The sequence below is a fragment of the Acinetobacter sp. NPDC052428 genome, from assembly GCF_044547685.1.
Classification (GTDB): domain Bacteria; phylum Pseudomonadota; class Gammaproteobacteria; order Pseudomonadales; family Moraxellaceae; genus Acinetobacter; species Acinetobacter lwoffii_G.
In genome coordinates, this window is record NZ_JBIUAT010000002.1 from 189188 (window position 1) to 212496 (window position 23309).

21 protein-coding genes are annotated in these 23309 nt (G+C 44.7%); 12 read left to right on the plus strand and 9 right to left on the minus strand.

All coding sequences use genetic code 11. The annotated features are described in order from the left end of the window. Positions 1–125 precede the first annotated feature (125 nt). Positions 126–1280, plus strand: coding sequence for a radical SAM family heme chaperone HemW (hemW, locus tag ACIG3F_RS02655; protein ID WP_396469282.1), 1155 nt, complete (start codon positions 126–128; stop codon positions 1278–1280). Between the two features lie 221 nt (positions 1281–1501). On the opposite strand, the gene ACIG3F_RS02660 is transcribed toward hemW, so the two are convergent. The 5 genes from ACIG3F_RS02660 to hemF all read right to left on the minus strand — a co-directional run bounded on the left by ACIG3F_RS02660 (position 1502) and on the right by hemF (position 6465). Next, the gene (locus ACIG3F_RS02660) at positions 1502–1711 is read right to left on the minus strand and encodes a cold-shock protein (protein WP_004281542.1); all 210 of its coding nucleotides are present in this window, start codon (positions 1709–1711) and stop codon (positions 1502–1504) included. A 347-nt stretch (positions 1712–2058) separates the two neighbouring features. Then, positions 2059–3882: an acyl-CoA dehydrogenase C-terminal domain-containing protein gene (locus ACIG3F_RS02665; protein ID WP_396469284.1), complete on the minus strand. Its 1824-nt coding sequence runs from the start codon at positions 3880–3882 to the stop codon at positions 2059–2061. A 397-nt stretch (positions 3883–4279) separates the two neighbouring features. After that, on the minus strand, positions 4280–5068 hold the full coding sequence (aroE, locus tag ACIG3F_RS02670; RefSeq protein ID WP_396469286.1) for a shikimate dehydrogenase: 789 nt from the start codon (positions 5066–5068) through the stop codon (positions 4280–4282). Positions 5069–5167: 99 nt separating this feature from the next. Then, complete coding sequence (locus ACIG3F_RS02675; RefSeq protein ID WP_396469288.1) at positions 5168–5374, minus strand: hypothetical protein; 207 nt, start codon at positions 5372–5374, stop codon at positions 5168–5170. 134 nt (positions 5375–5508) lie between these two features. Beyond that, the gene (hemF, locus tag ACIG3F_RS02680) at positions 5509–6465 is read right to left on the minus strand and encodes an oxygen-dependent coproporphyrinogen oxidase (protein ID WP_396469289.1); all 957 of its coding nucleotides are present in this window, start codon (positions 6463–6465) and stop codon (positions 5509–5511) included. A gap of 235 nt (positions 6466–6700) precedes the next feature. Between hemF and hemN the strand changes: the two genes are divergently transcribed. Further along, positions 6701–8074 carry an oxygen-independent coproporphyrinogen III oxidase gene (hemN, locus tag ACIG3F_RS02685; protein WP_396469360.1) on the plus strand — a complete coding sequence of 458 codons (1374 nt, stop codon included), beginning with the start codon at positions 6701–6703 and terminating at the stop codon, positions 8072–8074. A gap of 138 nt (positions 8075–8212) precedes the next feature. On the opposite strand, the gene ribA is transcribed toward hemN, so the two are convergent. Then, positions 8213–8815 (minus strand): GTP cyclohydrolase II, encoded by a 603-nt coding sequence (gene ribA / locus ACIG3F_RS02690; protein ID WP_396469290.1) that lies wholly within the window; start codon positions 8813–8815, stop codon positions 8213–8215. Positions 8816–9124: 309 nt separating this feature from the next. Here ribA and dxs point away from each other — a divergent pair, with 309 nt between their 5' ends. The 8 genes from dxs to ACIG3F_RS02730 all read left to right on the plus strand — a co-directional run bounded on the left by dxs (position 9125) and on the right by ACIG3F_RS02730 (position 18058). Beyond that, on the plus strand, positions 9125–11035 hold the full coding sequence (gene dxs / locus ACIG3F_RS02695) for a 1-deoxy-D-xylulose-5-phosphate synthase (protein ID WP_396469291.1): 1911 nt from the start codon (positions 9125–9127) through the stop codon (positions 11033–11035). 114 nt (positions 11036–11149) lie between these two features. Further along, on the plus strand, positions 11150–11980 hold the full coding sequence (locus ACIG3F_RS02700) for an inositol monophosphatase family protein (RefSeq protein WP_004281534.1): 831 nt from the start codon (positions 11150–11152) through the stop codon (positions 11978–11980). Positions 11981–12532: 552 nt separating this feature from the next. After that, entirely contained in the window at positions 12533–14422 is a 1890-nt protein-coding gene (locus ACIG3F_RS02705; RefSeq protein WP_253146375.1) for a DEAD/DEAH box helicase, read from the plus strand. 407 nt (positions 14423–14829) lie between these two features. Continuing rightward, positions 14830–15648, plus strand: a complete 819-nt coding sequence (locus ACIG3F_RS02710) for an ABC transporter ATP-binding protein (RefSeq protein WP_396469293.1) — start codon at positions 14830–14832, stop codon at positions 15646–15648. After that, positions 15645–16424 carry a lipid asymmetry maintenance ABC transporter permease subunit MlaE gene (gene mlaE, locus ACIG3F_RS02715; RefSeq protein WP_004645033.1) on the plus strand — a complete coding sequence of 260 codons (780 nt, stop codon included), beginning with the start codon at positions 15645–15647 and terminating at the stop codon, positions 16422–16424. The genes ACIG3F_RS02710 and mlaE overlap by 4 nt, the downstream gene beginning before the upstream one ends. Beyond that, positions 16424–17101, plus strand: a complete 678-nt coding sequence (locus tag ACIG3F_RS02720) for an outer membrane lipid asymmetry maintenance protein MlaD (protein WP_396469295.1) — start codon at positions 16424–16426, stop codon at positions 17099–17101. The genes mlaE and ACIG3F_RS02720 overlap by 1 nt, the downstream gene beginning before the upstream one ends. 18 nt (positions 17102–17119) lie before the next feature. Next, complete coding sequence (locus ACIG3F_RS02725; protein ID WP_005249877.1) at positions 17120–17752, plus strand: phospholipid-binding protein MlaC; 633 nt, start codon at positions 17120–17122, stop codon at positions 17750–17752. Positions 17753–17767: 15 nt separating this feature from the next. Further along, positions 17768–18058 (plus strand): STAS domain-containing protein, encoded by a 291-nt coding sequence (locus ACIG3F_RS02730; protein ID WP_004645036.1) that lies wholly within the window; start codon positions 17768–17770, stop codon positions 18056–18058. Between the two features lie 372 nt (positions 18059–18430). Here ACIG3F_RS02730 and ACIG3F_RS02735 read toward each other — a convergent pair whose 3' ends face one another. Beyond that, positions 18431–19444, minus strand: coding sequence for a CorA family divalent cation transporter (locus ACIG3F_RS02735; RefSeq protein WP_005248226.1), 1014 nt, complete (start codon positions 19442–19444; stop codon positions 18431–18433). Between the two features lie 152 nt (positions 19445–19596). Between ACIG3F_RS02735 and ACIG3F_RS02740 the strand changes: the two genes are divergently transcribed. Continuing rightward, a complete protein-coding gene (locus ACIG3F_RS02740) occupies positions 19597–20187 on the plus strand; it encodes a TIGR00730 family Rossman fold protein (protein WP_005249879.1) in 591 nt (196 codons plus the stop codon). A 30-nt stretch (positions 20188–20217) separates the two neighbouring features. Then, a complete protein-coding gene (locus tag ACIG3F_RS02745; RefSeq protein ID WP_396469298.1) occupies positions 20218–20619 on the plus strand; it encodes an NUDIX domain-containing protein in 402 nt (133 codons plus the stop codon). Positions 20620–20623: 4 nt separating this feature from the next. On the opposite strand, the gene ACIG3F_RS02750 is transcribed toward ACIG3F_RS02745, so the two are convergent. Both ACIG3F_RS02750 and recG read right to left on the minus strand, forming a co-directional pair. Next, positions 20624–21259 (minus strand): ComF family protein, encoded by a 636-nt coding sequence (locus ACIG3F_RS02750; protein ID WP_396469300.1) that lies wholly within the window; start codon positions 21257–21259, stop codon positions 20624–20626. Continuing rightward, entirely contained in the window at positions 21246–23291 is a 2046-nt protein-coding gene (gene recG, locus ACIG3F_RS02755; RefSeq protein ID WP_396469302.1) for an ATP-dependent DNA helicase RecG, read from the minus strand. Before recG ends, ACIG3F_RS02750 begins: the two co-directional genes overlap by 14 nt. Positions 23292–23309: the final 18 nt, after the last annotated feature.

The following is a 23309-nucleotide window of genomic DNA, read 5'->3' on the forward strand; positions in this document are numbered from 1 at the left end:
ATTTTAACTGACTAATTCTATTTAAATTTTTAGACATATCACACGATCAAATTTAATTTTAGCAGTGTTGCCGCCGAGTCATGTTAAAATTCCGCTATATCTTGTAATCGTTTTTGAGTAGTTCTTTGGCTGAATTGAATCCTGCTGCTGTCCCTTTGTCCTTATATATTCATATGCCTTGGTGTGTGCGCAAATGTCCTTATTGTGACTTCAATTCGCATGCGGTTCCGGATGGTCAATTATCACTGGAATTGGAACAGGAATATTTACGAGCACTGGTGGAAGACTTTAAAACTCAGGTCGATTTTGCCCAAGGCCGGCAGATTCACAGTGTCTTTATTGGTGGAGGGACGCCGTCACTGATTTCTGCCCCAGGTTATCAATGGTTGTTTGATCAGCTTAAAGCCATTATTCCCTTTGCTGAAGGCTGTGAAATTACGCTGGAAGCCAATCCCGGTACGGTCGAACATGATCCGTTTGCTGGTTATTTGCAGGCCGGCATTAACCGTTTGTCGATTGGGGTACAGAGTTTTAATACCGATCATCTCAAGCGTTTGGGACGGATTCACAGCAATGAAGATGCGATCTCTGCGATTGGGCTGGCACGTGAAGCTGGCTTTCAGCGCATTAACGTTGACTTGATGCATGGTTTGCCGGAACAGACTTTAGAACAGGCTTTGCATGATTTAAAATTGGCAGTGGAGCAGGGTGCTACCCATATTTCCTGGTATCAGTTGACGATTGAGCCAAATACGGTATTTTTCCGGACTCAACCGATTTTGCCTGTCGATGAAGTATTGGAAGATATTCAGGAGCAGGGTGAGCTCTACTTAAAATCTCAGGGTTTTATCAACTATGAAGTTTCCGCTTGGCGTAAAGAATTGCCTTCAGCACATAATCTGAATTACTGGCAGTTTGGTGATTATCTGGCAATTGGTGCCGGAGCACATGGCAAAGTCACTCAGCCGGATGGCGTATATCGGTTCCAGAAAACCCGTTTACCTAAGGACTACTTAGCCAAAGTACCTGCTGAACATCTACAGTTTAAACGCATTGAAGATACCGACCTACCTTTTGAATTTATGATGAATGCCTTACGTTTAAATCAGGGTGTGGAAGCTAAACTCTATGCAGAACGTACCGGTTTGGGTCTAGATACTTTACATGAGTTACTAAGCTCTTTACGTGAAAGAAAATTAATGGTCGATGATCAAGACCGACTTTCTTGTACCGAGCAGGGGCATATCTTTTTAAATTCAGTATTAGAAGAATTTCTTTAACTGATTTTAATTCGCTGCTCATTTTTGGAAAAACTCTTGTAAATCTATATGAGGTTTTTTTATTGCGCAGATTTCCCCAGGTCAGGAATTTTTTATAGCCTAGAGGTTATCTGTTTTCAGATCTTCAATGTAATCTTTGAAAAGAGAAGAGCAGACTTTAAAAATCTCAGGCACAAAAAAAGCACTCTAAGAGTGCTTTTTTTCAATATCTTGCTTCTAAATTATAGAGCAACGATATTTACAGCTGTAGGGCCTTTTTGACCTTGAGCTACGCTGAAAGAAACCTTTTGGCCTTCAACTAAAGTTTTGAAACCTGAACCAGTGATTTCGCTGAAGTGAGCAAAAACGTCTGGACCTGATTCTTGTTGAATGAAACCAAAACCTTTAGTTTCGTTGAACCATTTTACTGTACCGTTAACTGTATTAGACATAATATAACCTATTGAATCGTATGAATTTATAGCCAAAATTTCAGATGACTAACTGTAACTTTGAAAAATAAAAAGGATGGAGCTTTTTGATCTGTAATACGAAGGTTTATGACTAAAACTGCGATACTTAAAAGAAGACTAACCAAAACAAGAATTTTTCTAGTTGGGATTATCATACCGCTTATTTTGAGATATACAAGCGTTTTATTTGGCTAATTTATTAGGATGTTGAAAAATATAAAATTAAATTTGTATATTTTCTATTCAGAAAGGTTTTTTAAGTTGAAGAAGGGCATCTACATCAATAAAAAGAGCGCCGGAGCGCTCTTTTCAAGTCAATTTACAGCTTAGTAATCGAAGCTAAAGTGTTCTGGCGCGAGTGCCGTCATGGTTTTAGACGGATTCACCATCGCTTCTGCATGACCTTGGGTACGTGGCAGAATACGTTCAAAGTAGAAATCAGCAGTTTTGATTTTTGCTTTATAGAATTCTGGAACTTCCGCACCTTCGCCAGATGCCAATTTAGCTGAAGCGACTGCAGCTTGCTGTGCCCAGAAGTATGCCATCATTACATAACCGGAGAACATCAGGAAATCGACTGACGCAGAAGACACAATGTCGCGGTCCTTACGTGCTGCCAGCATGATACGCACGGTTAAAGCATTCCACTGTGCACACAGCTTGGTTAAATCCCAGGCAAAACGGCGCATGTATTTATTCCGTGCATGCTGACCGCAGAATTTCAGGATTTCAGCAGTGTAATCACGAATCACTTTGCCTTTCGAGGTCAACAGCACTTTACGGCCGATCAGATCTAGTGCCTGAACGCCTGTAGTACCTTCGTACAGGGTAGAAATACGTGAGTCACGTACGATCTGCTCCATGCCCCATTCTTTGATATAGCCATGTCCACCAAAGACTTGCATACCATGATTTGATGCTTCATAGCCCATTTCGGTCAGGAAGCCTTTCAGGATTGGGGTATAAAAACCTAAGTGATCATCATGCTGTTCAAAGGCAGCAGTATCGCCACGCAGCAAAGCATCATTCATGTTATCGGCAATTTGTGCAGCATGATAAATCATGGCACGACCACCTTCAGCAATGGCTTTTTGCGTTAATAGCATACGGCGTACATCGGCATGATGAATGATCGCATCCGCTACTTTTTCCGGATCTTTTTTGCCAGACAGGGCACGCATTGACATACGTTCCTTGGCATACGGTAAAGCACCCTGGAATGACAATTCAGCATGACAAATACCCTGAATCGCAGTACCAATACGCGCTGTATTCATGAAGGTGAACATGGCATGCAGACCTTTGTTTGGTTCGCCAATCAGGTAACCAGTCGCATTGTCGAAATTTAGTACAGCCGTTGCTGAAGCGCGAATCCCCATTTTGTGTTCAATCGAGCCACAGTTCACTGGATTGCGTTCACCGATTCCGCCATCTGCAGTAGCGATAAATTTTGGCACGATAAACAGGGAAATGCCTTTGGTGCCTTGCGGTGCATCCGGAAGACGTGCCAGTACGATATGCACGATATTTTCAGTGAGATCGTGCTCGCCTGCAGAAATAAAGATTTTGGTCCCTGAAATCGCATAGCTGCCATCTTCTTTCGGCTCTGCCTTGGTCTTAACCTGACCCAGATCCGTACCACATTGCGGTTCAGTCAGACACATGGTACCCGCCCAAGTTCCTGCAACCAGATGCGGCAGATACGTGTTTTTCTGCTCATCGGTACCATACTGGATAATAGTGTTAATACAGCCCACACTTAAACCCGGATACATCTGGAATGACCAGTTTGCAGTCCCCATCATTTCCGATTTAATCAGGTTTAAAGACATTGGCAGGTTTTGACCACCAAATTCTTCAGGATAAGACAGACCTTGCCAGCCACCTTGTACAAACTGGTCGTAAGCTTCTTTAAAGCCTTTCGGTGTTTTCACTTCGCCATTTTCAAAATGACAGCCTTCTTCATCACCGCTTTGATTCAATGGCGACAGTACATTTTCACAGAAATCTGCCGCACCTTCTAAGATCATGTCTACCGTGTCGGCATCGGCATATTCACCATTCGACAAATTCTGGTAGTGCGCAGGGTAGTCAAGCACTTCATTCATAAGGAAGCGAATGTCGTGTAAAGGGGCTTTATATGCTGGCATGCGTTTAATCCTGATTGAAATAGTTTTGGATTATCTGTATCGATTCTTTGATTATTCACATTCGGGATAAAAAAACATTGATGAATTCAGTGAATAAAAATGTCAGAAAAGCGAATCGGTTTTTAAGGCTAATGAATGCAATCGTCGAATTTCATCATTAGGTGTTTACATTGCAGGAAGATTAAAAACTTGTTATATCAATGGACTTTAATGAATTAAAAGGTGATTTGTCCAGTATATTTTTGTATGAATTATGCTCGGATTTGGGTCGCAAAATAACTCCTTCTAAAATGTCATTAAAACCAATCTATGGTTTTTTAGCTTATAAAAATTAGTAGGAGGGGAGTAAAGGGTTGCAGTTGCAACCCGAACTGAACTCATTGGATAGATAGGGGTTTTAAAGAAACTCTTTTAAATCCGGCTTAATACCATTCCAGATGTAAAAAGATTCAATCGCCTGACCGACCAGCATGCCAAAGCCTTCGGATGTCGGTACACCGCGTGTCTTGGCCTGATCCAGAAAGGAAGAAGGTTTACCATAGGCCATTTCATAGGCTCTTTTAAACTGTAACGTTTCTGGTAAAACCAAAGCATCACCGCTGAGGCTGGCAGAGGTGGCATTAATCACCAAATCAAATTCACCGGCTAAATTATCTAGTGAAATCGCCTGTAATTCGACTTGCGGTACGGCCTCCTGAAGATCAGCGACCAGCTGTTCTGCGCGTGCCAAGGTACGATTGGCAATCACGATTTTTTTCGCACCCGTTTGCGCAAGTGGATAAATCACACCACGCGTGGCACCACCTGCACCAATAATCAGAATATTGGTATTTTCCAGTGGCCAGTCTAATGCCCGAATTGCCTCAACCAGTCCCTGACCATCGGTATTGTCGCCATGCAGGATGCCATTTTCCATCCACAGGGTATTCACTGCTTTGGCAATTTTGGCCCGTTCACTCAGCACCTGACAGTGGGCAAAAGCCTGTTCTTTAAAGGGTACGGTGACATTCATGCCACTACCGCCATTGCTAAAGAACTCCTGAATGTTGGCTTCAAAGCCATCTAGTGGCGCCAGACGTTTAGTGTAATTCAGGTCGACACCAGTTTTAGCAGCAAAAGCATGGTGTAATTCTGGAGAACGTGATTGTTCAATCGGGTTACCAATCACGGCAAATTGTTTGCTCATTTCACAATGTCCATGTGCGGAAATGGCCATCAATATACGTGAAAAAGCGCAGGGACTAAAGCCTGCGCGATTTTAAATTGCTGTTAAATTATCGGGGTTTTAAGAACTGCAAATATCCATAATATGTTCCGCAAACATCAGCGCCATACTGAGAACAGCCCCAAACCCAGTCAGGATACTTACCAGAATAGCGGCGCCATCCAGAATCAGGTTGTGACTCAAAATTGCGGTACTCATCGCGCTGATGGCGAGAGCCAGAAAAAGCCAAAAGGCCAACACAGGTAGATTTAATTGAAGATTATGCATTGTTATTCTCACTAGACATCAAATGGAATGTGATCGATGTAGCGATAGGGTGCCGCGATCAAATCAGGTATTTCTATGCCGCAGTATAGAGGATATATCTATTAAAACAGCCCTCTATTTGAGGGCCGTTTGTATCATTTCATTGCGTTGGATTTTAATTCTGTTAACCAGTCATGGGGTTTCAGGTAATAATCTGTTAAGCGTTTTTCCGGTGAGCCTTCATCCCATTCAGGACGATAAGACCATCCGGTAAGCGGGGGCAGGCTGACTAGAATCGATTCAATCCGGCCGCCAGTCTGCAAGCCAAACAGGGTGCCGCGGTCATAAACCAGATTGTATTCCACATAACGGCCACGACGGTACAACTGAAACTCGCGTTGTGCTTCGGTATAAGGCTTATCCTGATTGCGTTGGAAAATTGGCAGAATGGCTTCCAGATACCCATTGCCTACAGCCTGCATATACTGGAAACAGGTTTCAAAATCCCATTGATTCAGGTCGTCAAAAAATAAACCGCCAACGCCGCGCTGTTCATCACGATGTTTTAGGTAAAAATAGTCATCACACCATTGCTTATGTTCAGGATAAACATCTTCGCCAAATGGCGCACACAGATCATGCGCCGTTTGATGCCAAGACAATACATCTTCATCATTCGGGTAAAACGGAGTCAGATCAAAACCGCCACCAAACCACCAGATCGGATCCTGACCTTCTTTTTCTGCGACAAATAAACGCACGTTGGCATGCGAAGTCGGTACATTCGGGTTTTTGGGATGAATCACCAGTGATACACCCATGGCCTGTGCTTTGGCACCAGCAATATTGGGATGGCGTTCAGTCGCAGAAGCAGGCAGTTTTGAAATGTTGATGTGGGAGAACATCACCCCGCCTTTTTCAATCACCGTACCATTTTGCAAAACACGTGAACGGCCGCCACCACCTTCCGGACGCTCCCAGTCATCGATGATAAATTCGGCTGTACCGCCGCCAGCACGTTCCTGCTGTTCTAGTGCTGCACAAATCCGTGCCTGCAAGTCGAGGAGAAATTCACGAACGCGTTGAATATCCGTAGATGTAGGATGCTGCATCAGAGCCTCGTAAGTAAATAAAAAACTAACGACATCAAAGCATAAAATCAGTCAAAGATTAAGGTGTATTTGGTGATGCACTGCATCGATGTGGGCTTTGAGTTTCATGATTCATGGGTAAAATGTGGCATTAAATCCGACTAAATGGCTAGGTTGAATTCTTTTTTCAAGCTCAGCACAATAACTCGCAAGCGCTCATTGGCTTGAGCATTTTTCGATGGTAAAGGTGGGTATCATGTCGGTACAGGTCAATTCCCTGATTCAAAAATATAATGTTCCCGGGCCACGCTATACCAGTTATCCCACTGTTCCGTATTGGGAAGAGCAGAATTTCTCGCTGGAACAATGGAAGCAAACGTTAAAAAAGTCTTTTGCGGAATCCAATCAAAACGAAGGCATTAGTCTGTATATCCATTTACCATTTTGCGAAAGCCTGTGTACCTTCTGCGGGTGTCATAAGCGCGTGACCAAACGCCATGAAGTTGAACAGCCTTATATTCAGGCAGTGCTGAAAGAATGGGATTTATATTGTGAGCTATTACAAGAAAAGCCTCTGATTAAAGAGATTCATTTGGGTGGGGGAACACCGACTTTCTTTTCTATTGAGCATTTAACCCAACTGATTCAAGGTATTTTGGCCAAAGCAGACGTAGCATCTGTGCATGAATTCAGTTTCGAAGGCCATCCCAATAATACCACACGTGAGCATTTGCAAGGATTGTATGATCTGGGTTTTCGTCGGGTCAGTTATGGGGTGCAGGATTATAATGAAACCGTGCAAAAGGCGATTCACCGGATTCAGCCTTATGAAAATGTTAAACAGGTGACCGAATGGGCGCGAGAAATTGGCTATGAATCGATTTCCCATGATCTGGTCTTTGGTCTGCCATTTCAGAGTCTGGAAGACGTCTTAAATACTATTGAGCAAACCAATTCGCTTTTGCCAGACCGTCTGGCTTTATATAGCTATGCACATGTGCCCTGGATTAAAGGTAATGGTCAGCGCGGTTTTAAAGATGCTGATGTGCCCAAAGATGCGATCAAACGTGAATGCTATGAAGCGGGTAAAAAGAAGTTACTCGCGCATGGTTATCATGAAATTGGCATGGATCATTTTGCCTTAGAAAAAGATGCGATGTATCAATCCTTTCAAGCCGGAACATTACACCGCAATTTTATGGGATATACCGCCTCTAAAACCCAGGTGATGATTGGACTCGGGATTTCTTCAATCAGCGATAGCTGGTACAGCTTTGCGCAGAATGTGAAAACCATTGAAGAATATTATGAATGCCTGGCGCGCAATGAAATTCCAGTATTTAAAGGACATGTCTTAAATCAGGAAGATCTGATCATCCGGCAACATATTCTAAATTTGATGTGCAGCTTTAGCACCTCATGGGAAAATCCCGAACTACGTTTCCCTCAAATTGATGAGGTTTTGGAACAGCTTGAGGAAATGGCACAGGATGGTTTGATTCAATTTGCAGACTCGTCAGTCACGATTCTGGAGAAAGGGAAACCATTTGTACGCAATATTTGTATGGCTTTTGATTTACGTTTAAAGCGACGGATGCCGGAGAACCGGATTTTCTCAATGACGATTTAATCTCCCCTTAACCTCATTTTCAAGAAAAAGAGGGAAAGCCTCCCTGAGCAAGACTTAAGCATTGCTTTAAGTCGAAGCGCAAGAAAGGGAGGTTTGGAGGAATTAAGTTAAAATAAGGTGGGAAGGGGTTTAAAAATATTAAAAATCATCTTTTTTATAAAGATGTGCCATGCGTTCGTGCTTGGTCTTAAGATATTGTTCATTAAAAGGATTTAAGCCTACAGTCAAAGGCACACGATCGACCACATTAATCCCTTGGGCTTTTAAAGCTTCAATTTTGGAAGGGTTGTTGGTCACGAGATGTACTGCTTTCACCTGTAAATGATCCAACATAATGCTGCACATATCATATTGGCGTGCATCCGCCGGCAGGTTCAGCATTAAATTGGCATCTACTGTGTCATGTCCCTGATCTTGCAGGGCATAGGCACGAATTTTATTGGTCAGGCCAATGCCACGCCCTTCCTGACGCAAATACAGAATGACCCCGCGGCCTAATTCATTGATCAGTTTTAAAGTCGCTTGCAATTGCGGGCCACAGTCGCATTTGAGTGAAGCAAAGGCATCACCGGTTAAACATTCAGAATGTACGCGAACCACCACAGGTTCATCTGATACTTCTTCAAGTCCTTTGGAAAGTGCGACATGCTCTTCACCGGTTTTAGGGTCTTGAAATACAGTAATTTTAAATTCACCGTGAGCGGTAGGTAATCTTGACGTTGCGACAAATTCGATTGGCACAGCTGAACCCGTTAAATCCTGAAATTGGCTAAAGTATAGCGTAATGATTGAACATTGGTAGAATTGCAAAGTCGAAATTCTGCAATAGATTTTCTTTTTTGTAGAAAGCGAACGATAATAGTTGATAAATAGTAAGATTATTCAGGATAATCGTAGGCTGCAATTTTTTCACCCCGACGAGATCATTGTTTAATATTGCATCGCTAGAAGCGTAGCTGAATTGAAGCTGCTACAATTCAGCTATATGATCGGGTACTCCCCATTGACCTAGCTTTAGATTTGCCAGGCTTTAGAAGGCTTTGCCATAATATGCTGTATACAGAAATCCCAACTCAACGCCCTGTAACACCGTTGCTTGATGCGATCAATCATCCTGAGCAACTGCGTGCACTCGAGCAAAGCCAGCTAGAGCAAGTGGCGGATGAGTTACGTCAATTCATTTTGTATGCTGCCGGGCAAAGTGGCGGACATTTTGGTGCCAACCTCGGTGTGATTGAGCTCACAGTGGCCTTACACTATTGCTTTAATACGCCACATGATCGCCTGATCTGGGATGTGGGTCATCAGGCCTATCCGCATAAAGTGTTGACTGGTCGTCGTGAACAGCTCACCACCATTCGTGCCAAAGATGGTCTGGCTGCATTTCCGGCTCGTGAAGAATCTGAATTTGATACCTTCGGGGTAGGGCATTCTTCGACGGCGATTTCTGCTGGCCTAGGGATGGCGCTGGCACGTCGTTACCAGAATAATCCGTGTGAAGTTGTGTCGATTATTGGCGATGGAGCCATGACGGCAGGTATGGCTTTTGAAGCCTTGAATGATGCCGTGGCACACAGTGCTGATCTGATGGTGGTGCTGAACGATAATGATATGTCGATTTCTTGCAGTACCGGTGGTTTTGCCAAACATCTGGCTGCCATTTGGGAGCGCGGTGAGTTCGTTAATGTTACCGAGCAGGGTGAGGCATATGTACAGCCACATCCGGAATGGTTGTATAACTCGCGTTTGCACAGTGCAGCGACCGATGCCGCAGATAACTTATTCCAAGCCATTGGCTTTGACTATTTTGGCCCGTACGATGGTCATGATGTCAAACAGCTGGTGCACGTCTTTAATGCGCTGAAAAAGCGTAAAGGCCCACGCCTGATTCATATCTATACCAAAAAAGGCAAAGGCTTTGCTCCGGCAGAATCGGATCAAATTAAGTATCACGCGATTAGCAAACTTAATGCCGTTGCTGCCAGCAATACTGCGCCGAAATATTCGGATGTATTTGGACAATGGCTTTGCGATGAAGCGGCACAAGACTCGCGCTTACTTGCGATCACACCGGCCATGTGCGAAGGCTCAGGCATGGTCAAATTTGCCAAAGAATATCCGGAACGTTTCTTTGATGTGGCGATTGCCGAACAGCATGCAGTTACCTTGGCTGCCGGTATGGCCTGTGAAGGCTTAAAGCCGGTCGTCGCGATTTATTCGACTTTCCTGCAACGTGGTTATGATCAACTGGTACATGACGTGGCTTTGCAGAATCTGGATGTTACTTTCGGTATTGATCGTGCTGGTCTGGTCGGTGAAGATGGCCCGACGCATGCCGGTGCATATGACTATGCCTATATGCGTACTATTCCGAATATCGTGATCATGGCGCCAAAAGACGAAAATGAATGCCGTCAAATGTTGCATACAGCGTATTTGTATCCAGGGCCGGCAGCGGTACGTTATCCGCGTGGCAATGGACTGGGCGTCGAGATTCAGCAAAAAATGATCGAGATTCCAATCGGTCAGGCGGAAATTGTGGCCAGCTTTAATGGACAATATGACGAATATATTTCTGTACTGGCCTTTGGTAGCCGGGTACAGTCCGCAGTCGATGCAGCTGAAGCATTTGCCATGAAACATGAAATTGGCGTGCGTGTGGTCAACATGCGTTTTGTTAAACCACTGGATACCCAAATGCTGGATGATCTCGCTTTAAGCACCAGTCTGTTTGTGACGGTAGAAGAACATGCGGTGATGGGTGGTGCGGGTAGTGCCGTGAATGAATATCTGGCAGAAGCACAGATTGTCAAACCGATGCTGAATTTGGGTTTGGATGATACATTTATGGCGCAAGCGACCCATGCACAGATGTTGCAGCAAGCAGGTCTGGATGCGCAAGGCATTGAAAAATCGATCAATCAGGCTTGGTCTAGCCTCGGACAAAGCGTTTTGTCATAAGTTCTTAAAAATTTTAGACACATTTTTCCCAAAAAAGCCCCGATATTTGCTAAGATATCGGGGCTTTTATGCATTATTCTTTATCAGTGTCTTCAAATTTGTAGTGGGTGTTCAATGGAACCTATGGTGGTGATGGCTGCGCGTGCGGCTCAGTTAGTTGGTCAAGAGCTTTTAAAAGCGCATCAGAATCGTCATAAACTCGATCTACAAGTCGAAGAAAAAGGAATTGATGGTCCGGTAACGCGTGTAGATCGTTATTTGGAACAGTTGACCATCGATACCCTACGTAAAAGCTATAAAAATCACAGTTTCCTTGGTGAAGAGTTTGGCTATCAGGAAGGTAAAGGTCATGACGCCGATTGGTGTTGGGTGATCGATCCGCTAGATGGTACTTTAAACTTCATTAACGGTTTCCCGCATTTCTGTATCTCTATCGCAGTTCAGCACAAAGGCATTACTCAACACGGGGTGATTTATGACCCTGTGAAAGATGAGCTATTCTCTGCCAGTCGTGGTCGTGGTGCCATGATGAACCAGCGCCGTATTCGTGTGAATGTTAAAGACAGCCTGGAAAATACCTTTATGGCTGTTGGTCACGCTTATCGTGCCAAGCGTAATGGCGAAGTTGTGTCTTATGCCAAGAACCATTTTCAAACCCTATTAAACGTAACTGAAGCTGGCGCGCAATATCGTCGTTCAGGTTCTGCAGCATTGGATTTAGCCTATGTTGCTGCAGGTCGTTTCGATGGTTATTTCGAACTTGGTTTAAAGCCGTGGGATATCGCAGCTGGCGAATTGATCGTGAAAGAAGCAGGCGGTACTGTAGTTGATGCACGTGGTGGTAGCGACTCTATGGAAAATGGTCAAGTTTTGGCTTGTTCAATGAAAATGCTTAAGCCTTTAATGCAAGCAGTTGTTCCTGCTTGGGGCGAAGCAGCAAAATAATCGGGTTTAGATGAATCAGATCTAATATTGAGAAAAGGCGTCCTTCGGGATGCCTTTTTTATGCATGGAAATTTAAGTCGCCAGAGACTGGTGCGGGGTTATTGATGTTTGCTTGAATACTGGAAATATCAGGTGAATTAGCGAAAAGTGACTTTTTATACCGCCTGTTACATTTTTTGTTATATTTTAAGTGTTAGAAATATATAGATAAATTATGAATAAGGAAAATTAGTTTTAAAACTTAATGACATTGTGGAATATTCTGCTATAATTCCGCCACGCACTTAATTTCTGTTCTTTACCTGAACACTATCTTCTAATCATTGTATGCGCGTGCTGTCCATAGAGAGGACATATCCTTCGCGCCCCAATCGCTTAAGCGATTCCTTCAGGTTTGCGGCCGTAATCATGCGTGCGTTATATCCACATCGTCGTTACTCGGATCGCTGCTGAATCCTAATATTTTCAGCATTATTTGCTGTGCCGCTTTTTGCCGATGTCCATAATTGTTATTTATTAAATGGAGCACCCACTTCAGGGTGAATACTCTCTATGAGCAAAACTTTTGCTGATTTTTCCCTCGACGAATCTCTAACCCAGGCTCTCGACGCTTTAGGCTTTACTACTCCTACTCCTGTACAAGAACAAGCGATTCCAGCTGCGCTTGAAGGCAAAGACCTTCTTGTGTCAAGCCAAACAGGTTCTGGTAAAACTGCTGCATTCTTACTTCCTACGTTAAATGCGTTGGCAAACCAAGATACATTAGTACCGTTTAAAGACCGCATGAAAGCGGTTACTCAACCGAATATTTTGGTGATTTCACCGACTCGTGAATTGGCACAACAGGTATGTCAAGACGCAATTGCATTTGTACGTCACATGAAAGGCGTGCGTATTGCGGCAATCATGGGCGGCATGCCTTTTGGTAAGCAAATTCAACAGTTAAAAGGCGCACAAGTTGTTGTTGCAACTCCAGGTCGTCTACTTGACTTGGTGAATCGTCGTCAAATCAAATTGGATAAAGTTGACGCGTTAATCGTCGATGAAGCTGACCGTATGCTTGACCTAGGTTTCTCTGAAGACTTAGAAGCAATTGGTGAATTGGCTGCAAACCGCAAACAAACTCTTATGTTCTCTGCGACTTTTGCACCACGTATCATTACACTTGCTGAACGCATGATGAATGATCCAATGCGTATTTCGATCGAAACTGGTCACTCTACAAATACTGATATTACTCAGACTTTGCATTGGACTGACGGTTTCGAGCACAAGAAAAAACTTCTTACTCACTGGTTGAGCGAAGAAGACGTTGATCAAGCAGTTGTATTTGCGTCAACTCAAGAAGACACAGATATGTTGGCTGAAGAACTTGCTGAAGCAGGTCTATCAGTTGTAGCGCTTCACGGTGCTATGCCACAAACTGTTCGTAACCGTCGTTTACGCAGCATCCGTGAAGGTCGTGCGAAGATTCTGGTTGCAACTGACGTTGCAGCGCGTGGTCTTGACGTACCAACAATTTCACACGTCATCAACTTCGGTCTTCCAATGAAGAACGAAGACTATGTACACCGTATCGGTCGTACAGGTCGTGCGGGTCGTACTGGTAAAGCAATTACTTTAGCGACTTACCGTGAACGCGGTAAAATCCGTGCTTTGGAAGACTTCCTTGATGCGCGTCTGAACGTATCTGAAATTGAAGGTCTTGAGCCATCTCCACCTCCTGCACGCGGTAGTCGTGATGGCGGCGGTCGTGGTCGTGATGGTGGTGGTCGTGGTCGTGGCGGTTTCGGCGGTGGTCGTGGTCGTGATGGCGGTGGTCGTAGCCGTTTTGAAGGCGAAAGCAACTTCAAACGTCGTGAAGGCGGTGATGATCGTCCACGTCGTAGCTTTGATGACAAACCTCGTGGCGAACGTCCAGCGTTCGGTGGCGAAGATCGTCCACGTCGTGACTTCGGTGATCGTCCAGCTCCACGTCGTGAAGGCGGTTTCGGTGATCGTCCACAACGTTCGTTTGATGACCGTCCAAAGCGTGATTTTGGTGATCGTCCAGCTCCACGTCGTGAAGGCGGTTTCGGTGACCGTCCACAACGTTCGTTTGATGACCGTCCAAAGCGTGACTTCGGTGATCGTCCAGCTCCACGTCGTGAAGGTGGTTTTGGTGACCGTCCTCGCTCTAATGATGACAACCGTGGCAACCGTGTAGATTACAAACCAGCTCGTGAAGGCGGTTATGGTGATCGTCCAAAACGTGATTTTGGTGATCGTCCTGCTCCACGTCGTGAAGGTGGTTTCGGTGATCGTCCAGCGCGTTCATTCGGTGATGACCGTCCAAAGCGTGATTTCGGTGATCGTCCAGTACGTCGCAACTTTGATGACAAGCCACGTGGTGAACGTTCGTTCGGTGGCGAAGATCGTCCACGTCGTAAATTTAACGACTAATTCAGTCGCTAGATGAAGATAAAAAAACCGGTAGAAATACCGGTTTTTTTTATGCATTGAGTTTTTTGCTTTTTAACGTAAAATGTCTACTAAATCATATTTTGTCAGGGTTATGATAACTATTAATATGAAAAGCTTAGCTCTTCGATCTCAATTGATAGAGGTGTATATGCCATATATCGCATTGACTTTGATTTTATGTAATATTATCTATTATTTATACAGTCTTTTTAATTAATCAATGTACCTGACTTAAGCTTAAGTACATATTTTTATTATAAAAAATACGAAATAATCTATTATTGTCATTTTTTAATGATATTAAACCACCTTTTTCAACTGCTAACATTTTGAACTTCGTTCCTTTATAGTATGCATGCTGAAAAAATGCAGGAATAAACTCAGCTATGAAAAATCAAACAGCGCGAGATACTCAATCTCTGATTGAAGTCAAGAATCTGAGCTTCAAGCGGGGTGGGCGCGTGATTTATGACGACGTGAGTTTAAATATTCGTCGTGGGCAGATTACCGCCATTATGGGGCCATCCGGTACCGGTAAAACCACCTTATTAAGACTGATCGGTGGGCAGCTGGTTCCTGAGCACGGTCAGGTTTTATTGGACGGCAAAGATATTGCCACGATGTCACGTTCCGAACTTTTTTCAGCACGTGCACGGATGGGTATGTTGTTTCAGAGCGGTGCTTTGTTTACCGATATGAGCGTGTATGAAAATGTCGCATTTCCGATTCGGGCACATACCAAATTGCCGGAACATCTGATTAAGGAAATCGTGGCACTGAAACTGGAATCAGTCGGTTTACGTGGTGCAGAACAGATGATGCCGTCTGAACTATCCGGTGGTATGAACCGGCGTGTGGCTTTGGCCCGTGCGATTGCGCTGGATCCTGAGCTGATCATGTACGATGAACCGTTTGCCGGACAAGATCCGATTGTGATGGGCGTTTTGACTCGTCTGATCCGTTCATTACGTGAAGCACTGGACTTAACCACGATTATTGTCTCGCATGATGTTGCAGAAACTTTATCGATTGCGGACTACATCTATGTGGTGGCAGAAGGCAAAATTCAGGGTGAGGGCACACCGGCAGAACTAAAAGCGCATCCGTCTGCTTTTGTACAGCAATTTCTGACTGGTTCGGTAGAAGGTCCGGTGGATTATCAGTTTAGTCATCAAGCTTATTTAAGTGATGAGGTTCGTTCATGAATGCAATTGCCGCATTAGGTAGACGCGTTATTGAACGTGTACAGGGGATTGGGGTCGCGACCCTGATGCTATTGCAGATTTTATTTTCCATGCCGACCTGGCTTGGAGTAAAGCTGTTTGTTTATCAGATGTATCGGGTTGGGGTATTGTCCCTGCTGATTATTGTGGTTTCTGGCCTGTTTATCGGGTCTGTGCTTGGTTTGCAGATGTTTAGCATCTTGTCGACCTTTGGTAGTGAGTCGATGCTAGGAACAGCGGTCGCGCTGACCTTGCTGCGTGAGCTGGCACCTGTGGTCGCCGCTTTGCTGTTTGCAGGACGTGCCGGTTCGGCCTTGACTGCTGAAATTGGCCTGATGAAAGCCACTGAGCAATTGTCCAGTATGGAAATGATCGGTGTCGATCCATTGAAGCGGGTGATTTCGCCACGTCTTTGGGCAGGGATTTTTAGCTTGCCAATGCTTTCGGTCATCTTTGCCGCAGTTGGCATTATGGGCGGTAAAATGGTCGGGGTGGATTTCTTGGGTGCCGATGAAGGCGCTTATTGGAGCGGCATGGAAAGCAGCGTGCAATTCTATAAAGATGTCTTGAATGGCACCATTATTAAAAGTTTTGTATTCGCATTAATTTGTACCTGGATTGCGGTATATCAAGGCTATGCCTGTGTCCCGACATCGGAAGGTATTGCAACTTCTACAACACGTACAGTCGTGTATTCTTCGCTGTGCGTTTTAGGCTTTGACTTTGTGTTGACTGCGGTCATGTTCGGAGGTGTTTAATGAAATCACGTACTAGTGAGCTGGCCGTTGGTGTTTTTGTTATTTTGTTTGGTATTGCCTTATTTTTCCTGGCAATGCGTGTCAGTGGTCTGGTCGGACATAATATTTCCGACAGCTATAAAATGACAGCGACTTTTGAAAATGTAAATGGGATCAAGCCACGTGCCAAAGTGGCATTGAGTGGTGTGAAAGTGGGGCAGGTGGATGACATTACCCTGGATCCAGTGACGCGTCTGGCGACCGTACATATGACCTTGGATGGCTCATTGACTTCGTTTAATACTGAACAGTTAAAGCAGGTTCAGCAGGAAGCACTGGAAGAGTTGCGTTATAGTTCGGACTATACTGCGGCTGCACCTGAGCAACAAAAAGACATGGAAAAACAACTGTTAGCTAACATGAAATCCATCACCAATATTGATGAGGATGCTTATATTATGGTAGCGACCAATGGGTTATTGGGTGAAAAATACCTGAAAATTATTCCAGGTGGTGGTCTGAACTATTTAAAACGCGGTGATCAGATTGCCAATACCCAAGGCACCATGGAAATTGAAGATTTAGTGACGAAGTTTATTACTGGCGGTGCCGGTAAATCGTCGGATAGTCAAGAAACTGCCCCAGAACAGGCGACAGTTTCAGAATCGACTGATGCAGAACCTGCATTTGTTGAATAATAGATTGAGGAGATTTCAGTGAAGACTTTAGTAAAACAAACGCTTGCAGCAAGCATTCTTTCAACAATGGTTGCTGGTACAGTGTTTGCTGCACCGTCTGAAGCACCACCTGCTTTTATTAAAAAAGTGGCAGATGGTTTGATTGAGCGCCTCAAAGCTGATAACGCAAAATTGCAGAACAATCCAGCGCTGGTAAAAGCGATTGTGCGCCAGAATCTGGATCCCTACATTGATTCACAGTCTTTCACGCGTATTGTGATGGGGACTTATGCGACGAACCAGTATAGTACTGCTGCACAGCGCGCACAGTTTGAAAAGAATTTCCGTGAAACGCTCATTGAAAATTATGGTTCTGCATTTTCCAAGTTCAGCAATCAGACCTATAGCGTGCGTCCATACAAGGCCAGCAATAGCAAAAACCCTGTCGTAACCATCGACTTTAATAATAAAGGCGAGAAAATTCCGGTGGCGTTCCAGCTGGTGGACAAAGGTTCACAATGGAAAATCCGCAACATCAATGTATCGGGTATTGATCTAGGTTTGCAATTCCGTAACCAGTTTGCTGCGACAGTAAAACGTAATGGCGGTAACATAGATAAAGCTATTGCTAACTTCAAACCGGATGCAGAAGCTGCAATCGACAAGAAATAATCAGATAGGTGAGCCGTGATTGTATTCAAGGATCAGGAATTGCAGGTTTCAGGCAAGATTGACTATGCCAATGCGCAGGACTATTACTTAGATGGTCTGCGTGTGGTTCAGTCGCAGACCAAGTTTCCGCTTGTGGTTAATCTGGCTGGGCTTGAAAGTGGCAGTACTTTGGCTTTGGCAGTATTGGTGCGCTGGTTGCGCCAGACGCCTCAAGCGCAAGGACTACAGTTTAAAGCTGTCCCTGCTAAAATGATGAATATCATTCAGGCCTGTCATTTACAGGATGATTTACAGATCATTCAGTAAATAAAAAAAAGCACCGAAAGGTGCTTTTTTTATTATGATTAAATTTTAAGAAATAATTAAAATCAAATAGATCTAAATATGGATTGCACGTCCTCTCTCCCTGAGGGAGAGAGTTAGAGAGAGGGTTTTTAAAAATCCTCCCCTAACCCCTCCTTTGGAAAAGGAGGGGAATTTTCTTCACTTTTTAAAGAGAAGTTGAGGAGGGAGTAAATAGATATGAATTAAATACAGGCATTTCTTGCACTTCGCTTTAAATCTAAAGAGCAAGTGGGATTTAGAAAGGGACATCTAATGAAGAAACCTCTCCCTAACCCTCTCCTGACAGGAGAGGGGAAAATCCCTCCCTTTTGAAAAGGGAGGTTAGGAGGGATTCTAAATCCACTTCTTCCATCTAAAGTAAATCAATGGCCCAATCAAAAAGCCGATTAAAATAATACTGACCATAATAAAGCTCATGGTGCCTTGTGCAAAAGGCAGGACTTCGGTATTCATCCCATAAATACTGGCAATTAGCATCGGTGGCGCAAGCATACTTGGCAAGATCGAGAATCGACGAATCGTATCGTTCTGTTCCGTGTTAATGAATCCGGACGTGGTATCGAGCAGGAAGCGCACTTTCTGGAACAGAAAGGCATCATGTTCAACCAGCGAGCGTACATCTTCACTGAGTTCTCGGATATCCGCATCATAAATATGACTGCCCAAGGCGCGTGGACGAGACAGGAAGGTTAGTACACGACGTAAATCGATCAGACAGAGCTGCGCTTTACCGAGCATATCTTCCAATTGAGCTAGTCGGGTAATCATGTCATCCAGATCAAGAATTTGCTCACGATGGCGGTTATTCAACACTTCAGTTGAATATTTCTCTAAATCTTTATGGACATCTTCCAGAATATCGGCCAGTTCATCCAGTTTGGCTTCGAGCAAACCCAATAAAATCCAGGTTGGATCTTTATAATCGATTTCATAATCATTGCGGCGCGCACGGGCACGGAAGGCACGAAAGGCCACCAGCTTTTCGCCACGCAAGGTAAACAGACGGTCCTTATGCAGAATAAATGCCACAGTTTGTACCGTCGCCAGCATACTGGATTCATCTTCGTTTTCGTTCTCGACCTGATAGTTTTTATTTTTGGTTAAAAAATAGGTACTGATATGCAAAATACCGTCATCATCACGGTAAAATCGGGCACTCGAGGAAATATCTTCCAGCGATTTTAAGGTCGGTAAGTTTTGCGCATAGGCATCTAGAATCCATTGCTGCTCTTCTTGTGAAGGTGCAATCAGATCAAGCCATACTAAATCTGGATGCAGGTCGAAATCACCGTTAATCGTGATATCTTCTAAGCTACCGCGCTCTGTGGCGTAAAAGGCTTCAAGCATGCTGTCTTTTCTCCCTGGCGCAGTATGTGAATTGGAATGGGTGTATTTTAGACAAGGAATTGAATAAAAACACTGATATTAAGCAGTTATTTTTGGAAAAAACGCGCTTGCAGCGATTTCGTACAATATAGCGTCAATTGGAGAGTGAAATGATGAATTCTATCGCAATTTTTTGTGGTTCAGCACTGGGCTCAGATCCTCTCTATGCCCAGATTGCCGAAAAGGTTGGCCAGACCTTGGCAGCAAGGCATCAGACGCTAGTCTATGGCGGTGGTCGCTCCGGTTTAATGGGCATTATTGCTGATAGTGCTTTGGCTGCTGGTGGCAAGGTGATTGGTGTAATTCCAAGACAGCTGGTCAATCGTGAACTGGCGCATCCGCATATTACCGAGCTATTTGTGGTCGATAATATGCATGAACGTAAAACCCGTATGTCGGAACTGGCACAGGGATTTATTGCCATTCCGGGTGGTGCAGGAACGCTGGAAGAAATTTTTGAACAATGGACCTGGGCACAGTTAGGAATTCATAAAAAGCCTTGTGCTTTTTTAAATGTCGATGGTTTCTATGATGATTTACTCAAATTTATCCATATGACGACTGAGAAAGGTTTTACCAAAGCGCGCTTTAGTGATGCTTTAATTGTGAGTGATAATCTGGATGATATTCTGCGCCAATTTGAAAGTTATCAGTCGCCCGAAGCGAAATGGGGTATGGTCGATCAGACCGATCTTGTAAAATAAGCTGTCCACAGCATGATTTGTAGAAAATAAATGAAAGTGATTACGGTGGCTGCAGCCATTATTTTAAATGAAGCGCAGCAACTGCTGGTGGTTCGCAAAAAAGGAACGTCCTGCTTTATGCAGGTTGGTGGCAAGCTGGAGCCAAATGAAGCACCAGAAGCAACGATGTTGCGTGAAATTCAGGAAGAAATTGGCACACAGGCACAGATTCAGCAATTCATTGGGCGTTTTGAAACCCAGACTGCCAATGAGCCTGATCATCAACTGGTGAGTTATGTCTATTGGGTAAGTCTGGATCAAGCACCAAAAATTGAAGCGGAAATTGCTGAAATGAAATGGGTGAATCTGGATGAAAAAGAGGTACGACTGGCACCTTTGACCACTGAAATTGTGATTCCTTGGGTGAAGTCGCAGTTACTTGCCCAAGCTTAAATTTTCAGATTTGTGCGCCTGCCAGACAGGCTGCATAAATTTTTTGACAACCCAGTTGTTCAAGTGTTTGGCTCAGTGCCCGAATCGAGCTACCGGTCGTTACCACATCATCAATAATCAGCACCCGACGATACCGCAGCTTGGAAATGGTGCTGATCTGGAATTGCGACTGGATGTCTTCAATCCGCTCCAGTCGGCTTAGACCTTTCTGTGAATGTTGTTTTAGTCGGGTAATCGGTTGCCAGATGGGTACATTCAGCTGTTTTGCCATATGTTTGGCCAGTACCAGAGATTGATTATAACCGCGCTCGGCCAGACGCTCATTTGAGATCGGCATCGGTACTATCGCACTGACTTTAGGCAGGTCTAAACTTAACAGCGCACCGGCCAGTAAATTTTGCAAATGCAATTTCTGTTCATATTTAAACAGTTGAATCAAACGATCCATCGGATAGGCATAGTCGCAGGCAATCTGGAACTGCATTTCCTGCCGTTGAATGGTTTGATGTGTCCAGGGTAATTGTCGCCAGCAATCTTCACAGACTGAATGAATGGCCTGATGATCGGTCAGACAGAGCTGGCAGGGCTGCAAGCGGGTCAGCCAGAATTTTCCATGTTCCAGTAATTTAAACATAGGCATAGCGCGGTGCTTCCGGTAGCCAGCGTTGCAATAATGCCTCAGCCTGATCGGGATAATCCTTGAGCATCTGTTGAGCCACATAATGTGCCTGATTGAGCAGGTGATCATCCCGTTCCAGTTTGGCCACACGGAAATTCATGTCGCCAGTCTGTTTGGTCCCGAGCAGCTCACCTGGGCCACGCAATTCCAAGTCTTTTTCGGCAATCATAAAACCATCATTGGTTTCGCGCATGATTCTTAAACGTTCCTGACCATTTTTCGAGAGCGGATGTTTATACAGTAGGGCACAGAAGCTGGCTTTGGCACCACGACCAACTCGACCGCGTAGCTGATGCAATTGAGATAGACCCAGACGCTCGGCATTTTCAATCACCATAATGGATGCATTCGGAACATCCACGCCGACCTCAATTACGGTGGTGGCAATCAGCAGCTGTAATTCATTGTTTTTAAACTGCTGCATTACCGCCTGTTTTTCATCGGCTTTCATCTTGCCATGTACTAGTCCGATATTCAGCTCAGGAAAGCGCTCGCGGATTTCAGCAAAGGTAGCTTCGGCAGCTTGGGCATCTAAGGTTTCGGATTGTTCTACCAGGGTGCAGACCCAGTAGGCCTGCTTACCTTCGGCACAGTTACTGGCAATCCTTTGTAAGACTTCTTCACGCCGGTCCAATGGAATGGTCACGGTCTGAATCGGGGTACGACCCGGCGGCAGCTCGTCAATCACCGAGGTATCCAGATCACCATAGGCCGACATGGCCAGGGTGCGTGGAATGGGTGTCGCAGTCATCACCAGTTGATGCGGTGACATACCATCCAGACCTTTATTGCGCAGAGCAAGACGTTGATCTACACCAAAGCGGTGCTGTTCATCAATAATCACCAGACCCAGTTTGGCAAACTCGACATTTTCCTGAAACAGGGCATGGGTACCGATGACCAGATGAGCACTCCCATCCCGAATCACCTGTTCCGCTGCGGCACGAGCTTTGCCTTTTTGTTTGCCGGACAACCAGGCTACATTTAAGCCTAAAGGTTCAAACCAGCGTTTAAAGTTCAGATAATGCTGCTCGGCCAGAATCTCGGTCGGTGCCATTAACGCTACTTGCCAGCCTTCTTCCAGTGCATGGCAAGCTGCGACACCAGCCACCAGGGTTTTACCCGCACCGACATCGCCTTGAACCAGACGCAACATTGGCTTATTGGTTTTTAAATCCTGCGCAATTTCTCTGGATACACGTTTTTGCGCACCGGTCATTTCAAAAGCCAGACCGGCTAAAAGCTGTTTGGCATAGGTTTTACTTGGTACAAAAGAAGGTGCTTCGACCTGCTGAATAAAGGCACGCCGGGTCAATAAGCTGATCTGATGTGCTACCAGCTCTTCAAAAATCAGGCGTTGCTGTGCAGGATGCGAGCCTTGTGCCAGCTGCAGCATATTGGCATTGACTGGCGGGTGATGGATATATTCCAGTGCTTGTTTCAGCGCATAACCATTGCTAAATTTTGCTGGCAGCAGTTCAGGCAGATGATCGCTGTATTGAGCCAGGGCCTGCTGAATATAATCCCGTATTTTGGGCTGGGTCAGGCCTTCAGTCGCCGGATAAATCGCCGTAAGCTGGGTTTGAGGTAAAGGTGTGTCCTCAGTAATGACTTGCAGCTCGGGATGATACATTTCCAAACCGCGCGCACCAACCCGCACTTCACCAAAAATTCTTAAACGGTTACCCAGTTTGCAGCGGTCGGTAATGCCTTTATAAATATGATAAAAACGTAAAGTGACTTTGCCAAAATCATCATCTAGCAGCACAGCCATGGATTTGCGTTTGCCAGGTGGAAAATCTACCCCTTTGACGATGCCTTCCAGCAGATAGCTGCGTCCCACGCTTAATTGATTCATGGGAATGATCGTGCTACGGTCTTCATAGTCACGTGGTAGATGAAAAAGCAAATCATCAGTATTGAAGATATTTAGTTTTTCGAGTAATGCAGCGGCGGCATTGCCAACGCCTTGTAACTGATGGACTGCAGCCATGTCCCCTCAACCAGATTT